Annotated in this window: 20 protein-coding genes; 12 read left to right on the top strand and 8 right to left on the bottom strand. The window is 59.1% G+C overall.

Annotated features, from left to right (window positions below; translation table 11 throughout):
• Nucleotides 1-2: 2 nt before the first annotated feature.
• Together ACM561_RS04705 and ACM561_RS04700 are read right to left on the bottom strand one after the other, a co-directional pair.
• On the bottom strand, nt 3-506 hold the full coding sequence (locus tag ACM561_RS04705) for an RNA polymerase sigma factor (RefSeq protein ID WP_425908433.1): 504 nt from the start codon (nt 504-506) through the stop codon (nt 3-5).
• 568 nt (nt 507-1,074) lie between these two features.
• Nucleotides 1,075-1,941, bottom strand: a complete 867-nt coding sequence (locus ACM561_RS04700) for an AMP nucleosidase (RefSeq protein ID WP_425908431.1) — start codon at nt 1,939-1,941, stop codon at nt 1,075-1,077.
• 338 nt (nt 1,942-2,279) lie between these two features.
• Between ACM561_RS04700 and ACM561_RS04695 the strand changes: the two genes are divergently transcribed.
• Complete coding sequence (locus ACM561_RS04695) at nt 2,280-2,480, top strand: hypothetical protein (RefSeq protein WP_425908429.1); 201 nt, start codon at nt 2,280-2,282, stop codon at nt 2,478-2,480.
• A 561-nt stretch (nt 2,481-3,041) separates the two neighbouring features.
• On the opposite strand, the gene ACM561_RS04690 is transcribed toward ACM561_RS04695, so the two are convergent.
• From ACM561_RS04690 to ACM561_RS04680, 3 genes are all read right to left on the bottom strand, one after another.
• On the bottom strand, nt 3,042-3,254 hold the full coding sequence (locus tag ACM561_RS04690) for a hypothetical protein (RefSeq protein ID WP_425908427.1): 213 nt from the start codon (nt 3,252-3,254) through the stop codon (nt 3,042-3,044).
• A 48-nt stretch (nt 3,255-3,302) separates the two neighbouring features.
• Nucleotides 3,303-3,518, bottom strand: a complete 216-nt coding sequence (locus ACM561_RS04685) for a hypothetical protein (protein ID WP_139372926.1) — start codon at nt 3,516-3,518, stop codon at nt 3,303-3,305.
• 427 nt (nt 3,519-3,945) lie between these two features.
• On the bottom strand, nt 3,946-5,508 hold the full coding sequence (locus tag ACM561_RS04680) for a L,D-transpeptidase (protein ID WP_425908425.1): 1,563 nt from the start codon (nt 5,506-5,508) through the stop codon (nt 3,946-3,948).
• 258 nt (nt 5,509-5,766) lie between these two features.
• Here ACM561_RS04680 and ACM561_RS04675 point away from each other — a divergent pair, with 258 nt between their 5' ends.
• The 7 genes from ACM561_RS04675 to ACM561_RS04645 all read left to right on the top strand — a co-directional run bounded on the left by ACM561_RS04675 (nt 5,767) and on the right by ACM561_RS04645 (nt 11,222).
• A complete protein-coding gene (locus tag ACM561_RS04675; RefSeq protein ID WP_425908423.1) occupies nt 5,767-6,918 on the top strand; it encodes a peptidase M15 in 1,152 nt (383 codons plus the stop codon).
• Between the two features lie 139 nt (nt 6,919-7,057).
• Complete coding sequence (locus tag ACM561_RS04670; RefSeq protein ID WP_425905026.1) at nt 7,058-8,413, top strand: transposase; 1,356 nt, start codon at nt 7,058-7,060, stop codon at nt 8,411-8,413.
• 423 nt (nt 8,414-8,836) lie between these two features.
• The gene (locus tag ACM561_RS04665; protein WP_425908421.1) at nt 8,837-9,085 is read left to right on the top strand and encodes a hypothetical protein; all 249 of its coding nucleotides are present in this window, start codon (nt 8,837-8,839) and stop codon (nt 9,083-9,085) included.
• A gap of 329 nt (nt 9,086-9,414) precedes the next feature.
• Nucleotides 9,415-9,831, top strand: coding sequence for a DUF1236 domain-containing protein (locus ACM561_RS04660; protein ID WP_425908419.1), 417 nt, complete (start codon nt 9,415-9,417; stop codon nt 9,829-9,831).
• Nucleotides 9,832-10,133: 302 nt separating this feature from the next.
• Nucleotides 10,134-10,382 carry a hypothetical protein gene (locus ACM561_RS04655; protein ID WP_425908417.1) on the top strand — a complete coding sequence of 83 codons (249 nt, stop codon included), beginning with the start codon at nt 10,134-10,136 and terminating at the stop codon, nt 10,380-10,382.
• Between the two features lie 132 nt (nt 10,383-10,514).
• Nucleotides 10,515-10,832, top strand: coding sequence for a hypothetical protein (locus tag ACM561_RS04650; protein WP_425908416.1), 318 nt, complete (start codon nt 10,515-10,517; stop codon nt 10,830-10,832).
• A gap of 66 nt (nt 10,833-10,898) precedes the next feature.
• Nucleotides 10,899-11,222, top strand: coding sequence for a hypothetical protein (locus ACM561_RS04645; RefSeq protein ID WP_425908414.1), 324 nt, complete (start codon nt 10,899-10,901; stop codon nt 11,220-11,222).
• Nucleotides 11,223-11,274: 52 nt separating this feature from the next.
• On the opposite strand, the gene ACM561_RS04640 is transcribed toward ACM561_RS04645, so the two are convergent.
• The 3 genes from ACM561_RS04640 to nirB all read right to left on the bottom strand — a co-directional run bounded on the left by ACM561_RS04640 (nt 11,275) and on the right by nirB (nt 14,881).
• Nucleotides 11,275-11,754 (bottom strand): VOC family protein, encoded by a 480-nt coding sequence (locus ACM561_RS04640; RefSeq protein ID WP_425908412.1) that lies wholly within the window; start codon nt 11,752-11,754, stop codon nt 11,275-11,277.
• Between the two features lie 338 nt (nt 11,755-12,092).
• Nucleotides 12,093-12,422 (bottom strand): nitrite reductase small subunit NirD, encoded by a 330-nt coding sequence (gene nirD, locus ACM561_RS04635; protein ID WP_079447907.1) that lies wholly within the window; start codon nt 12,420-12,422, stop codon nt 12,093-12,095.
• Entirely contained in the window at nt 12,419-14,881 is a 2,463-nt protein-coding gene (nirB, locus tag ACM561_RS04630) for a nitrite reductase large subunit NirB (RefSeq protein ID WP_425908410.1), read from the bottom strand. Before nirB ends, nirD begins: the two co-directional genes overlap by 4 nt.
• Before the next feature lie 452 nt (nt 14,882-15,333).
• On the opposite strand from nirB, the gene ACM561_RS04625 reads away from it, so the two are divergent.
• The 4 genes from ACM561_RS04625 to ACM561_RS04610 all read left to right on the top strand — a co-directional run bounded on the left by ACM561_RS04625 (nt 15,334) and on the right by ACM561_RS04610 (nt 20,139).
• Nucleotides 15,334-16,200 (top strand): hypothetical protein, encoded by an 867-nt coding sequence (locus ACM561_RS04625; RefSeq protein WP_425908408.1) that lies wholly within the window; start codon nt 15,334-15,336, stop codon nt 16,198-16,200.
• Between the two features lie 180 nt (nt 16,201-16,380).
• Nucleotides 16,381-16,887: a (2Fe-2S)-binding protein gene (locus ACM561_RS04620; RefSeq protein WP_425908406.1), complete on the top strand. Its 507-nt coding sequence runs from the start codon at nt 16,381-16,383 to the stop codon at nt 16,885-16,887.
• Nucleotides 16,884-17,900 (top strand): FAD binding domain-containing protein, encoded by a 1,017-nt coding sequence (locus ACM561_RS04615; protein WP_425908404.1) that lies wholly within the window; start codon nt 16,884-16,886, stop codon nt 17,898-17,900. The genes ACM561_RS04620 and ACM561_RS04615 overlap by 4 nt, the downstream gene beginning before the upstream one ends.
• Before the next feature lie 34 nt (nt 17,901-17,934).
• Nucleotides 17,935-20,139 carry a xanthine dehydrogenase family protein molybdopterin-binding subunit gene (locus ACM561_RS04610; RefSeq protein WP_425908402.1) on the top strand — a complete coding sequence of 735 codons (2,205 nt, stop codon included), beginning with the start codon at nt 17,935-17,937 and terminating at the stop codon, nt 20,137-20,139.
• Nucleotides 20,140-20,237: the final 98 nt, after the last annotated feature.

The following is a 20,237-nucleotide window of genomic DNA, read 5'->3' as shown; positions in this document are numbered from 1 at the left end:
GTCTAAGTTGCGGCGGCGATGAGACGCTCGCGGAGGTGACGATAGGCGCGGCGGATCAGAGTCCAAGTCCTCGGCGTTGAAAGGCCAAGCTCGGCCGCGACTTGGCTCATCGTCTTTTCGCCCATCCGGTGCATTTCAAAAGCGATGCGAGTCTTCTCCGGCAGCTCCAGCATCGCTTTTTCGATGATCGTCAACCGTTGGCGATCATAGACAACAGTCTCTGGGGATGGCGAGTTGTCCGCGATCTGCGCGAATTCGTCGTCGGTAAGATCAGCCCGTTGAAAAAGGCGTTCGCGACGCTTGAAATCGACGGAGAGGTTAGCCGCCACCCGATGCAGATATGCCTTCGGATTGTCAGCTTCGCCACTCGGCGTCGCCGTCAGCACGCGAGCAAAGGTATCCTGGGTCAGGTCGGCGGCAGCCTCCGAATTGTGGCCGCGCCGGCGCAGGAAGCGCTCGATCTCCCGCGCATGTCGATGGAAAAGGATTTGTAGGTCCCACATCATTGGAACCGCTCGATGCCGTTTATTCGTCGGCCGGGACGAAGCTCGCGCCAAATCTCGGCGATTGTTTTCATGAAGGCATCTCAGCTTGCTTTCCGAGCTCGATCGCCGTCTGGATGAGGGGCCGCGATCCGCTCGCTAAACGACTTGCGCGGCTCAATTGCCTAGAAAATACGCTCACGAGCGCCCCTGTTCTCAAGTCGCGTCAAATCGCGCAGACCTATTTCTGCTATATCGCAGCCACGTAGATTGCACAGCTGACGAGCTTCTAGATTTATTCCAGATTTCTGGTTTCATTCATAAGTGTTGCCAAAAAAGCGCCGAGCTTAATCTTTGGACTGTCCTGGCGTTGCGCCCTCTCGGAGCAGCGGAGCCATCAAACCGACTACCCTTCGTCCATCTGCTGACGGGCCTGATTTTTGACGACGCCGGCCATCGCACGGCGTCCACACAGATCCAGATGACCGCTGCCGCAGCTACTATATCTCACGAGATGAGGCCACAGCGCGCGGCTGTGTGAGATGTCGGCGCCTAGAACGATGGTGGCCAAGCGATCCCGAGCCGGAACGCCTTATGGCTCACGTGGTCCTTCGAATTCGTTTTCGAAGCGCAGATGCTTCACGCTTCGGCCATGACGCCGCACCAGTTTGAGGGCCTCTATCCCAACCTTGATGTGCGTTTCAACATAGTTTGCGGTCACAACCAAATCCAACGCTTCGGTTTTCACACCCTCGGGGATCATAGGCTGGTCGGAAACGAGAAGCAGCGCACCGGTCGGGATGTGGTTGGCGAATCCGGCGGCAAAGATTGTTGCAGTCTCCATGTCGATCGCCATGCTCCGTGTGCGACGCAACTTCTCCTTGAAAGCATCATCATGCTCCCAGACACGACGGTTCGTTGTGTACACGGTGCCTGTCCAATAATCATGACCCAGGTCGCGGATCATGGTTGACACTGCGCGTTGCAGTTGGAATGCGGGCAGCGCAGGAACCTCCGGCGGCAGGTAATCGTTCGAAGTGCCTTCGCCGCGAATGGCCGCAATGGGCAGAATGAAATCGCCAGTCTGATTCTTGCGTTTCAAGCCGCCGCACTTTCCGAGAAATAGAACAGCCTTCGGGGAAATGGCGCTCAGGAGGTCTATGACGGTCGCGGCATTCGGGCTTCCCATGCCGAAATTGATCAAGGTAATGCCATCGGCAGTCGCGTTGGGCATCGGTCGATCCGTCCCCTTGATCGATACCTCGTACTGAGCGGCGAACCACGCGACGTAGCCGCCGAAATTCGTCAAGAGAACATATTGTCCAAATTCGCCAAGCGGCGTGCCCGTGTAGCGCGGCAGCCAATTTTCGACGATATCCTTTTTCTCTTTCAGTTTCTGCTCCCACGTCAGATAGGACCGATATCCGAAGCTGAATGCGAGTTTCCCGCTGAAAGACACGGAATGGATCGTCAATCAGCCCACGAATCCTGCGGCTAGCAACAATGCTTCATTAGCTGATCCGGGACCGCACGCATACCGCGAAACGTTCATGCGTGGGATTCGCGGAGAGGGACCAAGGGCGGGCGCTGGTCGCAGTGGAAGAAGACCAAGGATAAACCGAAAAGGAAAGGCTGCCCTAGCCTTCAAGCGGTTGTGAACCTAGCTGTGTCCACTAGTGTGCAGAACTCCGCTTTCAAATACGCGATGATGACTCATCACCGCACGGATCGCGGCTTATATCGGTGATGAGAACGCCCGATTGCGCTCCCGCCTTCCTCTTACGGAAAGAGCGCGCCATGCAGATGAGGCGTCGTTTCAAGCAGACCACATCGCTTCAGGACCGTCTTTCGGACTTTATCGCGGGCGCACGATCTGAGGCGGACGGTGGGCCGGGCGGTGCGGATCAATACGAGATGCTGAAGAAAATCCGGCAGGCCGAGGCCGCCGCGAACATCGAAAGATGGGCGGCCTCGCCCGAACTGCAACCGCCGAAGTAATGGGAACGGAGACGGGCCCTCGACGTTGTCTGCCCGCGATGAAGTTTGACAGACTTGCCCGCCGCGGCCCTCGAGCCCGGCGGGTTTTTCTTGCAGCACGATAAGCTGTGGCGCGCGAAACAATCGCTTTGCGCCGGCGTTGGCAACGTATGTCGCGCTATTTCCTTATCGCTATGGCAGGAGGCTTGGCGGCGCTGATCGCGCTGCTGCTCGGCCTAGGCTCGTTCTCCAAGCAGCAGGCGCCAAGCGGAAAGGAACTATCCCCCGCGAAGTACATTTCAATCCCTGACTGAAACGAGAGATACGCTTTGATACGCAGGGCTCAGTTTTTACGGTGGATCGGAAATAAAAGAGATCAGAACCAATTGTTTGGTTCTCTCCGAAACTACTTCCGGCTTTCAAGCTGACCCTCGTAGCGCTTATCGATTTAGCTTAAACACGTGTATTTTAAGGTCGTTCGCGTAGACCAGATAAACGAATTGGCCGGAGAAATGGCGTTGGGGTTTGCTTCTTAGAGGCTTGGAAACGTCGCGGGCAACCGTCTAGCTTCGACCCTCCGGCTCAGCCCCGCCTCGTCAGGTAGGCTATGTAATCGGGGTCCCAACCTTTCATATGCTTGAGCAAGGCCTGGCGCCGCTGGTCGGGCATGCCGGGGCCGTGCTCGAGGAAGTCCTGAATTGCCCTCTTGAACTCCTCCACCTGCGGCTCCTCTCCCGTGACCAGGTCGCCGTACTCCGCCATGACGTCCTGCACGCGCTCTTCTATGTCATTCATCGCCACGGTCCTCCCAATGCTTCCGTCCATAACCGCGCGCCTGTGCGGCTAGTTCCGCTTGCTCCGGAAGTCATTGAACGAAGCATCGATCAGAAGGAGCTTGTCGAGCACGATCAGCTGCCGCTCCTCCCGCGTGCCGGGTCCGCTCTCGAGGAACGCCTCTAGCGTGTCCTTGACCTGCTGCACTTTCGCGTCCGTGCTTTCGGGGCCGTCGCTGAACCGTGCCAGTATCTCCTGAATCTGCCGCTCGTGATCGTCGCTCATCTTCATGCTCCTGATAGCCTGTTTTCTTAGATAGGGGGTACCCGCTACGAGGCTAGTCCTCCGTTGAAACGGCGCGCCTTCACACATCGATTGCCCATAGCAGAAGGCACTCGCAGAATTCGAGGGCTTTCTGCGTTATCGGTCTGCGGTCTTGGCCGCCAGTAGCGAAGTCGCATTTGCCAAAGCGCGGCGCATTTAATGGGCCGTCACTTGCTCCACGCGGTCATACGAACCGTCAGTATTTTGGCGAATATCAAGGGCAGTCCCGGGCGCTTTGCGTAACCGAACCGGCTTCTTTTCCTGCGTCCAATACACCCAAGGACTTCTACCGCGCGTTGTTTGCGGTTGCCCAACCGAACATGCTGCGGAGATGCCCAATTCGAATGGCCCGAAGCGGACAACGGGCCAACACGCAGCGTGCCGCGTCTTACCACCAGCCTCCTTGCATCGGAGGGAAGAACTGACCGCCGCCCCTGCGCGTATTGCTCGGGTGGGGATTCGGACTGCGCTGGAAAAAGAAGCCGAAGCCGTCGTCTCCCTGCGGGCTACCGTTGTTCCAGCCGCTGTCGTCCGCCACGAGGACCTCGCTCGGCTTGCGCGTGATGAAGCCGCCCTGTGGCTGGTCGCTCAGCACCGCAACAAACTCGGTGCGATAGTTCGTCTCTTTGCTCAGCGGCTCGTCGGAGACGACGATTGAGGATCGCGGCAACGCGGCCGGCGCGATGCGATCGAGGACTTCCTTCGGGATGGTGATGCGGTCGAGCGCGTTTTTGGCGTCATCCCCAGTCTCGATCGTGACGGCGGTCCAGCGCAGGCCCGCATCGTTGCGCGCCACCGCCGTGAACACATGCGTGCCCAGTGGTGTGCCGGGATCGCGGATCGTGACCGGGACTTCGATGGTTGCATCGAATACCTCACCGCCTCCGTCCGGCGCCGGTTCATGCGTGTTGCGCCGAACGTAAAGCGTTTGCGTCGCTCGGCTGATGTAGATCGAGACCGGCTCTAGCGCGAGCTTCGCGTCGAGCGCCGCCTTGGCGATGCCGCCCTTTTTTGTCTGAGCCGCCTTGGCCGCTTCCTTTGCGGTGTTGGCTGCGTCGAGCTTTGATTTCGCGTCTGCCTTGGCGGTGTCTAACTGGGTCGCGAGCTCCGCCGCTTTGGCAACCGCCTTTTGCTTGCGGTCTTCAGCCTTCGTCCTGGCTTGATCGGTCTTGGCCGCGGCCAGCGCCTTGTCGGCGGATACAGCTGCGGCGTCGGCCCGGACCTTGAATCGCTCCAGCTTGCGCAGAGACGCTGCGAGCGGTGCCAACTCGCGGGCCGCTGTGGCCGCAGTCTTTTTGGCCTCATCGGCCGCCTTGGCAGCCTCGGCGGCTTCGCGGGCGAGTCTCTCGGCAGTCGCCGGAGCATCTGCGATGATTTCCGCCTTCGGCATGAAGAGCGATAGCGTCGGGTGAGAAAAATTGACCGGGGCTGCATCGTCCGGCGAGATGATCACGCGCATCCCGATCCGCGTCTTGTCGAACAGCTTCTCCGCAAAGCCATAGGGCATTCGCACGCAGCCATGTGAGGCCGCATGACCAGGCAATGGCCCGCCATGCAATGCAAGGCCGTTCCAGGTGATGCGCTGCATGTTCGGCATCCAGGCATCGTCATACATGCTCGAGTGGTGGTCCTTGTCCTTCTCTACGATGGCGAAGACGCCGGCCGGCGTCTCGCGTTCCTTGATGCCGGTCGATACTGGGGCGCGCAGGATCCAGCCCTCGGTGTCATAGAACGTGACCTGCTGGCTCTTGATGGACACGATTGCCATGATCGGCTCGCCGGCCTCGCGCGGCGCCGCGGTCTCGGCGGGTTGCGCGCGGCGCGTCTGTTTCGCCGTGGCTTCAGCAATCGGTGCGATCAGCGCGGCCATCGCCGCGAACATCACGACGGCCGAACGTCCCCAATGGTGCATCGCCACTGTAGATCGCACCAACGTCAATCGATTCACCATTCCATTCCCCGTCGCAACGCATGTCCGCTGCCGTGACCGACCTCACAGATAGCCGACTCGTGAAAAACAAGCATGCTCGCAGCTGAAATTGGCACAAAACGGACAGAGAGCGTTCGCAAGCCTTCCGTTGCACACAGGCAACACTTCGGGGAAAAGGACACGATCTGCCCGGTTACGCCATTGCGCGGCTATTTCCTTCCCGAAACAATCATCGCGTCCACATCCTCGGCTATGTAATCCGGTTCCGATGAGGCTGGCATGATGAACCCGCGGCAACTTTCAGCGCTGACGCCCGCCTTGCTATGGGTCGTTTTCGCGGCAGGCATTTACGCTCTGCTTGTGATGGGATCAGAGGCACGCCAGACCACGGGCGGGGCGACACCCACCCATATCAGCGTGCCTTCTTCCTCCGCTGCACAGGAACTCACCACGGCGTTGCAGCCGAGTTCAATGCCTCGTCACGATCTGAATCAAACCGATCTGCAACCCCCTTCGAAATCTCATGTGGCGGTGACCGAACTCTCGCTTGCCGGAGATATCGCCCACGAGCCGATGGCACCTGTCGAAATCGCGCCTGCCGAACCAGCGTCCGTGCAAATCGCAAGCGCGAATCCATCAGATATCGAACCTGCCGATATCAACAAAGCCACGAAGTCCATCGAGATGGTCGACGAGTGCCAGGTCGTGGACATCTGCGTCGATCGCTATCTGTGGGCGCTTTATCAGCGCACGCCCAAGGAAGATACTATCAGGATACGTGAATGGAAGAGCGTCACGATCAAAAGGAAAGGCAAGAGGGTGAGTGTTTCCAGAGCCTTCACCAAGCTTGTTGATCAAAATTTCGGGTGGAAGGATCCCAAGGCGGCGGAACGCGTCGGCATGTCCATGATGGACTATGTGATCGGCGGCATGGACCGGAGCTTCAAACTAAAATTGTTTCGTATGTTTCATGCGGCGGAGGCAGCGGGGCTTTCGCCCGGCATAACCAGCGCATTCCGTGACGACTACCGCCAATCGATCGCAAGCGGCCTCAAGGCAGCGAGCAACAGGTCGTATCATGGCGGCAGCTTGCGCGGTGGTTACGGGCATGGGCTCGCGGCCGATGTCGTGAGCGTCGAAGGCGGAACGCGCAACCAGCGATTTGCTTCCTCGGAAAAATTCTGGAAGTGGGTTGATGCGCACGGGAAGGAGTTCGGAATCGGGCGCCCATATCTCGGCAGGGACCCACCGCATGTCGCACCGGTCGACGGCCAGGAATATGCGAAGCATAGCGGCGGTACAAAACAAGCGGCATCGAACGCCAAGGAGACCGGCCTGAAGAAGAAGGCGAAGGGCGTGGCCACACGCGATCACTCACGCCGCGCCAAGCGCCCAAGAACTGCAGCCGCCTCAAAGCCGAAAGCGAGCTGAGTGGCTTGGCCGATATCAGGCTCCAAATGAAATCTGGGAATTCGTAGCGTCCGTTGCTGGCCGATTGTGTTGAAAAACTCCGGGTTGTGAACGGTCAGAAGCGCTGATTCACTCAGGCATCCAAGCCTGGGGCGAAGCCATGATGGGTGAACGGCGAATCGATCAAGCGGCGCTTTTCTATCTATTCTCGCTGGAGCGGCACGTGCCGGCGGACCACATGCTGCGGGCGATCGACCGGTTCGTCGATCTGCAGGGTGTGCGGGCGCACTTGGCAGCGTTCTACAGTTCGACGGGTCGCCCCTCGATTGATCCGGAGCTGCTAATCCGGATGCTGATTGTCGGCTACTGCTTCGGCATCAGATCGGAGCGGCGTTTGTGCGAGGAAGTCCACCTGAACCTCGCCTATCGTTGGTTCTGCCGATTAGGCCTCGATGGCGACGTGCCAGACCACTCAACCTTCTCCAAGAACAGGCACGGCCGCTTCCGTGACAGCGATGTGCTGCGACATGTGTTCGAGACCGTGGTGCGTCGCTGCATGACCGAGGGGTTGGTTGGCGGTGAGAGCTTCGCTGTCGATGCCAGTCTGATCAAGGCCGACGCCAACCGCCAAAGCGGGGTGCAGGGCGCCGAGGAGCTAGATCCAGTTCGATCTCGTCGCGCAGTTCGTGAGTATCTGGCGGTGCTAGATGACGCAGCCTTCGGTGCGGCGACGTCCGTCGCGCCGAAATATCTCGCGCCCGTCGATCCGGCCGCGCGGTGGACCGCGGCAAACGGCGGCCTCGCGTTCTTCGCCTACGCGACGAACTACCTGATCGACCTTGATCATGCCGTCATCGTTGAGGTGGAGGCATCCAGCGCCGTACGCCAGGCCGAGGTTACAGCCGCCAAGACCATGATCACGCGAGCCCACGATCGCTTCGATCTTCAGCCGGCGCGTCTCGCCGCCGATACGGGTTATGGCTCAGCCGAGATGCTCGATTGGCTGGTCAACGAAGAAGGTATCGAGCCGCACGTGCCGGTGTTCGACAAATCCCAACGCACCGACGGGACCTTCTCACGAGACGAATTTATTTACGACCATGAGCGCGACATCTATGTCTGTCCCGGCGGCAAGAACCTAACGACGAAGGGAACGCTGGTGAACGACGGCGCCACCTTGTTCTACCGCGCCAGCAAGGCTGACTGCTCCGCCTGTACTCTTAAATCTCGTTGCAGCCCTAACACCCCGATGCGGCGAGTGCCTCGCAGTATCCATGAGGGCGCAAGAGACTTCGCCCGCCACATCGCCAAGACCGCCGCTTATCTAACCTCGCGGCGACAGCGCAAGAAGGTTGAGATGTGCTTCGCCCACCTCAAACGCATCCTCAAGCTCGACCGACTGCGACTGCGCGGCCCATGTGGCGCACATGACGAGTTCCTGCTCGCCGCCACCGCTCAGAACTTGAGAAAACTGGCCAAGCTGATCCCCGCCACCGCACCGATCTTGGCCGCTTGATCGGTTACGACCGCCTTCAAACGCCACGGCTTGCCTCGACGTAAGATCACTCCAGACCGAAAGGCGACTTCTTCAACACAATCGGCCCTCTTCGGACCTGACGCGGTGTCGAGCTTGAGCCCCAAGGCCCGGATAAGGAAATTTGCATTGTCGTCGCTGGCCCGACGGAAAGGTTATTATAAATAATAATCAAATGTAATCAGATAGTTATCCTATAATTCGTTTCCGGCCAGAGCAACAGAAGCTTCTCCGCTACCGTTCGCTCAGGAGCTGTTGGTTTGCCATTTCACAGCCGCAGCAGATACCCAGACAGGTCCACGCGACTGGGCCGTTGATGTTCAACGACAGCCTAAATATGCACCCTATCTGGAACGCCGCGGTCCGAGCTATATATTTCCTGCGATACCAACATTGGAGTGAATAATGAAAAACGTAATTGCAGTAGCTGCCCTGGGCATCGGGCTGGCTTTTGGTTCGGCTTCCGCTTCGTTCGCCGACAATGTCGACGGTGGTGCTCATCCGCGGAGCGGAGTGCCCACCGTCGCGGAGCACGGAGCCAGCACCGCCAGGGGAGTAAGCAGGTCCCAAACACCGCATGTGTCCGACACAGACGGCTATCATATGAAGCAGAATCATACGACGAAACATAAGAAGAAGAAAAACAAGAGGTAGGCGGGCAGACTCATCGACGTTGACCTACTGGTCGCGCGAATTGTAGCGCGGCCAGTTCACGTCACCCATTCCGTTAGTCGGCTGATGCCGAAGCGGAGTGTGAGCCAACCAAGGCACGCGGGCCGTCTGCGAATCCTAGGATTGGAATGAGTTCAACATGCCACTCATGGCCTGTCTACGAGTGATGACCTTCCCCATCAACTCGCAGAAGCCCCCCGGTTTCGTTCCAAAGAAACCCTTTTTTCGAGCCTTTTTTGAGCTCGGACCGGTGGAACGAAAACGACGATCTCCGACTTTGCTCCCCGTGTTTAAAGGTCGGAGGAAAATTTATGGCCCGTTCGTTGATCAGAGCTGCAGCGATTTCAGTTGCGTTGATATTGCCCGCATCGGTCATGGCCCAGGGTGTAGTTGGAGGTATGGAACACGGCGCGCGCGAAGGTGATCGAGCAGCGGGTCCGGTCGGAGCCGTGGTCGGTGGGGCCGTCGGGGCCGTTACTGGCGGTGTAGTCGGCGTGCTCGGCATCGATCAACGTCCGCGCTTCCGGCAATACGTGGTCGGGCAGCACCATCCTTCATTTCATTATCGTGAACCGGTGCATGTTGGCGTCGTCCTGCCGGATAGCGGCCTAACCTACTACGAGGTGCCTGCCGAATATGGTGCGCCGCACTATCGATACACCGTTGTGAACGACCAAACCGTGCTGGTCGATCCGCGGACGCATAGCGTGGTCGAGATCATTGACTAGGTGATCGATCCGGCGGGCTGCCGGGCGTGCTCGCTCGCGCTTGCTTGACCCCTTAAGACCCTTGCTTCGAATGGAAACTCCCGAACTTCCCCGCGGGATCCCGTTCGAGGTGAGTGCCGGCTTGAGGTGCCTGCCGCCATCTGCACGAAACGCCGGCGGCCGCTTTGATAGAGCCGTAGTTAGCTGCAGTGCAAGCGTCGGCATCCCACGATCAACGATCGCCAACCAAGCAAACGCCATTGAGATCACCAAGAGAGGGAGGCTATTATTGATCCGGGACAAGCCGAACGGAAGGTACGACCATGACCAACGAAGATCAGATCACCGGCTTCATCAAATACCGGGGAAAAAGACGGATTTACTCGGCAGACTATGAAGCGGACAAAAGTGACGATTTGGTCCGACTGTTTCCTGAGAACTTCACGGCTGCGGTGCCGGCGATCAAGAAATTGCCGGATTTATCGTACGAGGAAACCGCGCTTTACCTGCTTAAAAAAGTTGTCGACGAAGAGGTCGAAAAGGTGGGACAGTCCAGGCCTTTTTATTCCTGATGTATCCCCCGCCTTGACGCCAAGACACGACTGCCGAGAGGAAATGAAGCCGTATCTAAAAAGCCGATAAATTCGAGAACTTTCCACTCTCATTGCGGATTGGTCCTGATGCACTCCAGGCAGGATGGAGAGATGAAAAGGATCGAAAAAGAAGACCAAAGACGCGGGACCGTCACCTATCAATTAGACGACGGTCGTTACGTGACGCTCGATGAAAACGCTGTGGCGCAATTTGGAGCGGATAATCTCATTCAATGGCTGGGTATCGAACGTGTCCCGATCATGCACCAAGGTCGCCGTGTCGGGACGCTCCCGGCAGACTTTGAACCTCTCAACGCCAAGAATGTCCACCCCGGTGATTTTAAGCGCGAAGGGGACGGTTGGGTTGCAGAAGAAAAGCTGGCTCCAGAGAACCTGGACGCTGTCGTGGGATTTGAGCGGGATAAATGACTCAACCAGCTTCGTGATGGCGGTTCCAGCCCTATGATTCCGGGACGTTCGCCCTAGATTCGGGCCATGGACCTTTCTCTCCGCCCTACTCTCAACGCCGGCGACAAGTTGACAGACGACTATTGCGTACTCCACGACGGCCGACCGGTCGGCCGGATCAGGCTCGCCAGAAAAAGGTCACGGCAGGGTGTTGCCGGGTGGGAGTGGCGCATCAACCCACCTCTTCCAGTCCCGCCGTGGTGCAACGGCACGGCTGCTAGCCTTGAGGCCGCGAAGGAGGAGTTCAGAGCCGCGTGGGCGCGGTTCTATGCGTCCCTGACGCCTGAGCGGATCAGACGCTGGCATCTCATTGAGGACATGGGCACGTCGAATGAGTGGTGGCTGGAATGAGAGCTGGTCCCTTGCGATCAAAACCGGTGATGCAAGGTCTCCGTAGGACCCATCAACCGCCTCTAGCCGCCTTGATCGCGGCAACATCGATTTTCTTCATATTCATCATCGCTTCAAACGCGCGTTTTGCTTCAGCGCCGCCGACAGCCAGCGCCTCGGTCAGTACGCGGGGCGTGATTTGCCAGGAAATGCCCCATTTGTCCTTGCACCAACCGCAAGCACTTTCCTGACCACCATTGCCGACGATGGCGTTCCAGTAGCGGTCGGTTTCTTGCTGATCGTCCGTGGCGATCTGGAATGAGAAGGCTTCGTTATGTTTGAACGCAGGTCCGCCATTGAGCCCCAGACAGGGGATACTGGCCACTGTGAATTCGACTGTCAGCACGTCGCCAGCCTTACCGGATGGGTAATCGCTGGGAGCACGGTGGATGGCACTCACCGAGCTGTCAGGAAAAGTCTCGGCGTAAAACCGGGCTGCAGTCTCGGCGTCCTTGTCGTACCATAGACAGATCGTGTTCTTGGCGACGGTCATTGCTCGTCCTTTGCTTTTGAAACCAATTCACCCCCGGTTCCCATGCAATTGTGGTCGGTTCACAGCCGCCTTAGCGAGATACGCGAACGTAGAATGGCATATGACATTCCTCCAGCAACACGCGATCTACAACCAGGGTGCACCCAGTCGCGGTGAATAATCTCGACCTGAATTTCGTCAAGAGGAACGCCGAAGACATAAAAGCCCCGTATGGTGGCCTTTTCGCGTCTTCAGAGCTTCAAGAAATAGCCGACGGGTTGGCTGGAGCGCGAGGAATCGAGTTCACGCTCTCCCAGTCGAACGGAGTATCTGACGCTGTTCGGCAAAACCTCTTCGCGTCATGCGGTCATGCTGACGAGTGCTTCTGAGGAGATCAGGAGCTTTCCGCCCTCCACCTTCAGCGCAAAGGTGCGTACAGAACCCTCGTCGGCCCCAACAGCCATGCCTGTCTCGAGCGAGATGACCCAGTTATGCAGCGGACAGGTGACCTGAGCGCCGTGCACGATCCCCTGGCTAAGCGGGCCTCCCTTGTGTGGACAGCGGTCCTCGATAGCGAAGAAGCGATTTTCGATAGTGCGGAACACCGCAATCCGCCCCTGCGGCGTCGCCACACAGCGCGCGCCGCGAAGAGGGATATCTGCCGTTTGGCCAATAGCAATCCAGCTCATCGTGCTCCCCCCGCCGCAACCGGAAAACCGATAGTCGCCATCGGCCGGAATTCGTGCTTGTCCTTGCCAGACACGCGTTCAGACCACGGATCGACCTGGGCGAATTTCCGACTGAAGTCGAAGCGATCGAAATAGTCTTTGCGCTTCTGGGGGTCCTCCAGAATCTGGCGGCGGATCTCGTCGAGGCCGACGCGCTTCGCCCATTTGTAGATGCGCTCGAGATAGTGGCCCTGCTCGCGGTACATCTGGACGAGCGCCACGATATGCTCCAGCGCTTCATCCTCGGTCTTTACGACACCCAGAACCTCCGTGCCCTTGATGTCGAGGCCCGCCGCGCCGGCGAAATGGATCTCATAGCCGGAGTCCACGCAGATCACGCCGACATCCTTGCAAGTCGCCTCGGCGCAGTTGCGCGGACAACCCGAGACCGCCATCTTGACCTTGGCTGGAGTCCACGAGCCCCACATGAATTTCTCGATGCGGATGCCGAGCCCGGTCGAGTCCTGCGTGCCGAAGCGACACCAGTCGGTGCCAACGCAGGTTTTTACTGTGCGCAAGCCCTTGGCATAGGCATGACCCGAGACAAAGCCGGCTTTGCCGAGATCAGCCCACACCGCAGGCAGGTCTTCCTTCCTGACGCCCAACATGTCGACACGCTGGCCGCCCGTGACCTTCACGGTGGGAATGTGGAATTTATCGACCACGTCGGCGATGGCGCGCAATTCCTTCGCGCTAGTGACGCCGCCCCACATGCGCGGCACAACCGAATAGGTACCATCCTTCTGAATGTTGGCATGGACGCGCTCGTTGACGAAACGCGACTGATAGTCATCGGCGTATTCGTCCGGCCAGTCGCATACGAGATAGTAGTTGAGCGCCGGTCGGCACTTTGCGCAGCCGCATGAAGTCTTCCATTCCAGTTCCTGCATGACGGCAGGAATGGTCTTCAAACTCTTCGCCTTGATGAGCCGGCGGACATCGCCATGTCCGAGCGTGGTGCAACCACACATCGGCTGTACGGCGCCGGGATTGTAGCCGTCGCCGAGCGTCAGCATCATGAGTTGTTCGACGAGACCCGTGCAGGAGCCGCAGGATGCGGATGCTTTTGTGTGGGCGCGCACGTCGTCGAGCGACGTCAGACCTTTGGCTGTAATGGCCGAGACGATCTTGCCCTTGCAGACGCCGTTACAGCCGCAGATTTCGGCATCATCCGGCAAGGCTGCGACCGCCGCCATAGGATCGAGGGACGTGCTCCCCTGACGGGATTGACCGAAAATCAGCGTCTCGCGCATCTCCGAGACATCTGTCCCCTTGCGCAGCATATCGAAGTACCAGGCGCCGTCCGCGGTCTCGCCGTAAAGGACCACGCCGACAATGCGGTTGTCCTTCAGCACGAGCCGCTTATAGACTCCCGCGCCCGAATTCCGCAGCACGATATCTTCCCGATCAGGCGCGTCGGTGAAGTCGCCCGCCGAGTAAAGGCTCACCCCGGTCACCTTCAACTGGGTCGCCGTTTCGACGCTGCGGAACGTCGCTTCGACTCCTGTCAAAGTCTTCGCCGCGACCTTGGCCATGTCATAGAGCGGCGCGACGAGGCCATAGCAAATGTTGTTGTGCTCGCAGCATTCGCCGAGGGCGAGGACATTCCTATCAGAGGTCAGCATCTGGTCGTCCACGACGATGCCGCGCTCAACATGGAGGCCCGCATCGGTTGCGATCCGCGCCTCCGGACGGATGCCGACCGCCATCACCACGATATCCGCCGGATAAAGGGTGCCGTCATCGAGCAGCACCGCTTCGGTGCGCCCGTGGCCGAGGATCGCGTTTGTCTGTGCCTTGCAGTGAATTTTGATGCCGCGGCTCTCCAGTTCCTTCTGCAAGAGATAGCCCGCCGCCGCGTCCAGCTGGCGCTCCATCAGGTGGCCCATCAGATGCAGGACCACCACCTCCATACCATGGAGCCTGAGCGCCGCCGCGGCCTCCAGTCCGAGCAGACCGCCACCGATGACGACAGCCTTGGCGTCCTTTTTCTTGGCTGCGGCCACCATCGCCTGGACATCGTCATAGTCGCGAAATGCCATGACGCCCGGCAAGTCCCGCCCGGCAACGGGAATCATAAAGGGAGCGGATCCGGTCGCAATCACTAGCCTGTCGTAAGGAGTTTCGCTGCTCGCCGAGTGCACCGTCTTCGCCGCACGATCGATGCGCGTAATCGTCTCGTCGAAGCGGCATTTGATCTGGTGGGCGTCATACCAAGCCGCATCATGCGTGACGATCTGATCGAACGACTTCTCGCCTGCCAGCACGGGCGACAACATGATGCGGTTGTAATTTCCGCGCGGCTCCGCTCCAAAAAGGGTAATGTCGAAACGTTCCGGGTCAGCTTCGAATAAATGCTCGAGCATCCGTCCGGAGGCCATACCTGCGCCGACGATGACGAGCTTCTCTTTTTTGTTCATCTTGATTTTGCTCCGTCGTCCTTAGATAGCGAGAGCTGTCGCGGATCATAACGCAAGACTCGTGCCAATCCTAAAAATGCACTTCGCTGCCCTCAGAACATTGCCGAGATCGACCGCTCCCAGAAACGACCGAGCACAGGACCGCCCGCTACGGGAGCAGGTGGTGCTGAAAAATTGTGCAACGCAACATCAGCTATCAGGGACGTCCGCCACCGCCGTTAACTCTTAGGCAAGTATGGGAAGCGCTGGAGACAGTCACCTTTGGCTTGCCTGCCTTACACTTTTCATCTTGCCGCCTTGCTGAGGTCAAACCCAAAGCCTTCATCTCGACATATAGACCAGCCGGAACCCGGCCGCGCAACATGTAACCTGGAACTCAAATGCTATTCAGATCACAACCTGCTGGTCCTCAAGCCGATCCGCACGACGCGATAGCCGCGCAACTTCGCGACTTGGCGCCGCGAATCACGCGTGATCCTCAAATTGAAGCCAATCGCGAGCCGTCACAGGTTGAAGAGACGTCGCTATCGACGGCACCATCCCTGCCGGCAAGCGAACTGTCGTTCCACCCTGCGCCGTCGAACGACAACGTTGACGCACTCTTGAAAGATATCCCCCGCGCGCGGTCTTATCGCGGTGTCTTAACCGTGCTGTCGGCCATCTGTATCGGCGTTGCCGCAAGCGTGGCCTGGCATTCCTATGGTGAAGAGGCCAAACAGAGGCTTTCGAGTCTTATACCGCACCTTTCAATGGAGGCTCCTGCCCCTGCGCAGGCCGTAAATGCAGTTGAAGCGCAGGACACGGCGACCCAAGCCGCCGCGCCTCAACCAAATGCCGAAGTGGAACCTGCGCAAGAGACTGCGACCGCAGCCCAGCCATCAACACCAACACCGTCGACGGATCCCGTCACGCCCCCGACGCAAGCTGCACCAACTCAAGCTGCGCTTCCGGCCGAAATTGCACAGTCGCTTGAGGCAAACGCAAGCGAGATTGCTGCGCTGAAAAGCGCGGTCGAGGATTTGAAAGCCAGCCAACAGCAACTGCGCCGAGAGATCGCAACGGCCGCAGAGCGCGAGGCTCACCCCAAGCCCCCCGTGCAGCACCGGGCTAAGTCTGTTCCGCCACGGCCACAACGCCCCTCACCTCAAGCGGCAACATACAATCCTCCTCTTCCGTCCCCTTCGCCGCCACCGGCGACCGAAAGCCGGATCCCCGCGCAACGCGACGCCTACATTCCGTCCCAAGCGCCGGTACCCGCCAGACTTCCGGCACAGCCTGGTGACGACAGCGCTCCCCGGCCGCCGATGCCGGTGCGGTAAATGACGCAAGCCTGAACGCGACGTGCGGCATTCAAAATCGTTTAATATCCGCGTGAGCGACTGGCCGGCATCGCGACAAGCCGGAGTAGCCGGTCCGGGCACGCAAGGGATCATCCCCTGTGGAACATGTGCGCCAGGATCGCGTTATAGCCCGTCCTTCTTTACTGGCGGGGGTATCGGATGGCTCGGTCAAACAGTGCTCCGGCAACCGCTTTATTTCCCGGCTTGATCACCATTGAACTGACCGTCAACGGCACCAAGGAAAAGCTCGATATTGCTCCTTGGACAACGTTGCTCGATGCATTGCGAGATCGCCTTGGCCTCATGGGTACCAAGAAAGGCTGCGATCACGGTCAATGCGGTGCCTGTACAGTGCTGGTTGACGGCCGACGGATCAATTCCTGCCTGACGCTTGCGGTGATGAAGGACGGTGCCGAGGTAACCACCATCGAAGGTCTTGCGACCGATGGTGTCCTCCATCCCGTGCAGCAGGCGTTCATCGACCATGACGCGTTCCAGTGTGGTTACTGCACACCGGGACAGATTTGCTCGGCGGTCGGCCTGATCGCCGAAGGCACGGCGAAAACGCCCGATGACATTCGCGAGTTGATGAGCGGAAACATTTGCCGCTGCGCAGCCTATCCGAACATCGTCGCTGCGATTCAGCAGGCCATGGATGCGTCATGAACAATTTCCAGTACTCGCGGGCAACGGATGTTGCTGACGCACTGAGCCAGATTGCGGCTGATACCTCGGCAAAGTTTATTGCCGGTGGCACCAATCTCATCGACCTGATGAAATACGACGTCGAACAACCCAGCCGGCTGATCGACATTTCGCACCTTCCTCTCGCCAAAGTCGAGGAGACGACCGACGGCGGCCTGCGCATCGGTGCGCTGGTGCCGAATTCTGACCTCGCCTGGCACCCACTGGTGGTGGAACGTTATCCGCTGCTCTCAAGCGCTATCCTCGCCGGCGCCTCGGCTCAACTGCGCAACATGGCGTCCACTGGCGGCAACCTATTGCAGCGGACCCGATGCTTTTATTTCTATGATGTCGTGACACCGTGCAACAAGCGCGAGCCCGGTTCCGGCTGTTCGGCGAAAGACGGCATCAACCGGATCAACGCGATCCTCGGCACCAGCGATGCCTGCATCGCCACCCATCCCTCCGACATGTGCGTCGCGCTGGCGGCACTTGATGCCAAGGTGCATGTCGCCGGCCCCAACGGTGAGCGCGCCATTGCAATGGCGGATTTCCATCGCCTGCCCGGCGATACGCCGCAGCGTGACACCAATCTCGATCCGAAAGAAATCATCACGGCCATCGAACTGCCGGCGCAGGGCTTCAACACGCACTATACCTATCTCAAGATCCGGGATCGTTTGTCCTACGCCTTCGCGCTGGTCTCTGTGGCGGCGGCGCTCAAGATAGATAACGGAACGATTCGTGACGCGCGACTGGCGCTCGGCGGCGTTGCCCATAAACCGTGGCGGAATCCAAAAGCCGAAGCAGCCTTGAACGGACAGCCTGCTACTCACAACACTTTCGCTCGCGCGGCCGACGTCGTTTTGCACGAGGCCAAGGGTTTCGGCCACAACACCTTCAAGATCGGCCTCGCCCGGCGCGTCATCATCCGGGCGCTGACACAAGCCGCGAACGGCACACCGCAATCTCAATCGGACAAGAAAATCGCATGAGCCGGTGCTTCACCCTCATCAACCGAGCACGCCCATGACGACCTATATCGGTACAGCGACATCGCGCGTCGATGGGCGCGACAAAGTCACGGGCGCCGCTCGTTACGCCGGCGAGTACGGCGCACCCGATCTTGCACATGGCAGCGTGGTCGCTTCGACCATCGCCAAAGGCCGTATCAGGCGGATCGACACCAGCGAAGCCATGAAGGTGGATGGCGTCCTCATCGTCCTCACCCATGAAAATCGGCCGCCGATGGCCGATAACGACAAGGCTTACGAGGATGAGGTCGCGCCCGAAGGCTCGTCCTATCGCCCGCTTTATGACGGCGAAATCAAATTCAACGGCCAGCCGGTCGCGCTGGTGCTGGCAGAGGATTTCGAGACCGCGACTTATGCGGCGTCTCTCGTGAAGGTCGCCTACGACGAGCAACCGCATGCCACCGATCTGGAGCGCCAGCTCGGCAACGCCATCACGCTCGATCCGCCGGCCAAACCGCGTGGCGACGCGGCCGAGGCGTTCGCGACTTCGGATATCAAGCATCAGGCCGACTATTCCGTGCCCATCGAGCATCATAACCCGATGGAGCTGTTCGCATCGACCGCCGTGTGGCACGACGGCAGGCTCACGGTTTACGACAAGACGCAAGGGGTACAGAACGTTCAGCGCTATCTATGCGGGGTGTTCGAGACCAGGCCCGACGAAATCCGGGTGATGTCGCCCTATATGGGTGGCGGCTTCGGCTCCGGCCTGCGGCCGCAGTATCAGGTGGTGCTCGCGGTGCTCGGCGCCCGCGCGCTCAAGCGCTCGGTCCGCCTCGTCCTGACGCGGCAGCAAATGTACATGATCGGCTATCGCCCGGCGATGGTTCAGCGCATCCAGCTCGGCGCAAAACCGGACGGCACGCTGAATGCGATCACACACGACGCCACCACGATGACGTCGCAATACGAGGACTTTCATCGTAATGAGACGACATGGTCCGGTCTGCTCTACAAGAGCGAAGCCGCCAGTTACGCGCACAGCCTAGTCCGCCTCGATCTTCCGACAGCGTGCGACATGCGCGCGCCGAGCGCGGCAACCGGCGTTTACGCGCTCGAAGCGGCGATGGACGAACTTGCGGTTGCGCTGAAGATGGATCCGCTCGAACTGCGGCTGAAGTGTTATTCGGACAGCGACCAGTCTACCGGCCTGCCCTTCAGCAGCAAGAACCTGCGCGAATGTTACAGCCAAGGTGCGGACGCATTCGGCTGGAACAAACGCAGTTTCGAGCCCCGATCGATGCGTGATGGCAACGATCTGATCGGCTGGGGCATGGCCACGGGCATCTGGGAAGCGCTGCAGATACCTATCACGGTGCGGATCACACTGACTGGAAACGGCCACGCCGAAGTGGCGTGCGCGACGTCGGACATCGGGACCGGAACCTATACGATCATGGCACAGGTCGCCGCCGATATGCTCGGCCTTCTGATCGATAACATCACTGTCAAGCTCGGTGACTCGACGTTGCCACCGTCTCCTGTCGAAGGAGGGTCATGGATCGCCGCGTCGGTTTCGAACGGCATCGTCACCACCAGCAACGCCATCCGCGACGAACTCCTGAAGATGGCGCAGGCCATGCCGAACTCGGCGCTGAAAGGCGCGCTGGCCGACGACGTGGTGCTGACCAACAGTTCGATCGTGTCCAAGAAGAATCCGCGCAGTACGGTCACGGTCGCGGACGCCATGCGTCACGCCGGCATCGAACGCGTCACTCAGGAAAAGGCCACAAAGTTCAAGAAGGGAGGCAAGCACGCCCACAACACCCATTCAGCAATCTTTGCCGAAGTAAAAGTGGACGATCAGTTGGGGGTCATACGCGTCACTCGGCTCGTCAGCGCGGTCGCTGCGGGACGTATCCTCAACCCTAAGACCGCACACAGTCAGGTGATGGGCGGTATGATCTGGGGCATGGGAATGGCGTTGCACGAGGAAACACTTATCGACCACCGCTTCGGCCGGATCATGAATGCCAATATCGCCGAGTATCATGTGCCGGTGAATGCCGACGTCCACAACGTCGAGGTGATCTTCGTCGATGAGCAGGACGACATCGTCAACCCGATGGGCATCAAAGGGTTGGGCGAGATCGGCATCGTCGGCGTTCCTGCGGCGATTGCCAATGCGGTCTATCATGCCACAGGCAAACGCGTGAGAGATCTTCCGATCACTCTCGACAAGTTAATACGCGACGCCTAGGCGCATTTCATCTTGGTAGCTGGCGAGCGAAAGCCGACAACTTCTTGATCTCATACGCTGCAAGCAGCGAGACCGAACTTTGCTCGCAGGCAGGTTCC

Source organism: Nitrobacter sp. TKz-YC02 (assembly GCF_049852135.1).
Taxonomy (GTDB): domain Bacteria; phylum Pseudomonadota; class Alphaproteobacteria; order Rhizobiales; family Xanthobacteraceae; genus Nitrobacter; species Nitrobacter vulgaris.
Note: the sequence above shows the minus strand (reverse complement) of the source record. Positions and strands in the feature narration are given on the sequence as shown.

What these genes read in the sequence shown, in the direction of transcription:
- ACM561_RS04665 (WP_425908421.1), top strand. Translation starts at nt 8,837, where the DNA reads ATGAAAAACGTAATTGCAGTAGCTGCCCTGGGCATCGGGCTGGCTTTT.
- nirB (WP_425908410.1), bottom strand. Translation starts at nt 14,881, where the DNA reads ATGAACAAAAAAGAGAAGCTCGTCATCGTCGGCGCAGGTATGGCCTCC.
- ACM561_RS04685 (WP_139372926.1), bottom strand. Translation starts at nt 3,518, where the DNA reads ATGAGCGACGATCACGAGCGGCAGATTCAGGAGATACTGGCACGGTTC.
- ACM561_RS04615 (WP_425908404.1), top strand. Translation starts at nt 16,884, where the DNA reads ATGAACAATTTCCAGTACTCGCGGGCAACGGATGTTGCTGACGCACTG.
- ACM561_RS04610 (WP_425908402.1), top strand. Translation starts at nt 17,935, where the DNA reads ATGACGACCTATATCGGTACAGCGACATCGCGCGTCGATGGGCGCGAC.
- ACM561_RS04705 (WP_425908433.1), bottom strand. Translation starts at nt 506, where the DNA reads ATGATGTGGGACCTACAAATCCTTTTCCATCGACATGCGCGGGAGATC.
- ACM561_RS04655 (WP_425908417.1), top strand. Translation starts at nt 10,134, where the DNA reads ATGACCAACGAAGATCAGATCACCGGCTTCATCAAATACCGGGGAAAA.
- ACM561_RS04680 (WP_425908425.1), bottom strand. Translation starts at nt 5,508, where the DNA reads ATGGTGAATCGATTGACGTTGGTGCGATCTACAGTGGCGATGCACCAT.
- ACM561_RS04640 (WP_425908412.1), bottom strand. Translation starts at nt 11,754, where the DNA reads ATGACCGTCGCCAAGAACACGATCTGTCTATGGTACGACAAGGACGCC.
- ACM561_RS04645 (WP_425908414.1), top strand. Translation starts at nt 10,899, where the DNA reads ATGGACCTTTCTCTCCGCCCTACTCTCAACGCCGGCGACAAGTTGACA.
- ACM561_RS04675 (WP_425908423.1), top strand. Translation starts at nt 5,767, where the DNA reads ATGATGAACCCGCGGCAACTTTCAGCGCTGACGCCCGCCTTGCTATGG.
- ACM561_RS04660 (WP_425908419.1), top strand. Translation starts at nt 9,415, where the DNA reads ATGGCCCGTTCGTTGATCAGAGCTGCAGCGATTTCAGTTGCGTTGATA.
- ACM561_RS04620 (WP_425908406.1), top strand. Translation starts at nt 16,381, where the DNA reads ATGGCTCGGTCAAACAGTGCTCCGGCAACCGCTTTATTTCCCGGCTTG.
- ACM561_RS04695 (WP_425908429.1), top strand. Translation starts at nt 2,280, where the DNA reads ATGCAGATGAGGCGTCGTTTCAAGCAGACCACATCGCTTCAGGACCGT.
- ACM561_RS04670 (WP_425905026.1), top strand. Translation starts at nt 7,058, where the DNA reads ATGATGGGTGAACGGCGAATCGATCAAGCGGCGCTTTTCTATCTATTC.
- ACM561_RS04650 (WP_425908416.1), top strand. Translation starts at nt 10,515, where the DNA reads ATGAAAAGGATCGAAAAAGAAGACCAAAGACGCGGGACCGTCACCTAT.
- nirD (WP_079447907.1), bottom strand. Translation starts at nt 12,422, where the DNA reads ATGAGCTGGATTGCTATTGGCCAAACGGCAGATATCCCTCTTCGCGGC.
- ACM561_RS04690 (WP_425908427.1), bottom strand. Translation starts at nt 3,254, where the DNA reads ATGAATGACATAGAAGAGCGCGTGCAGGACGTCATGGCGGAGTACGGC.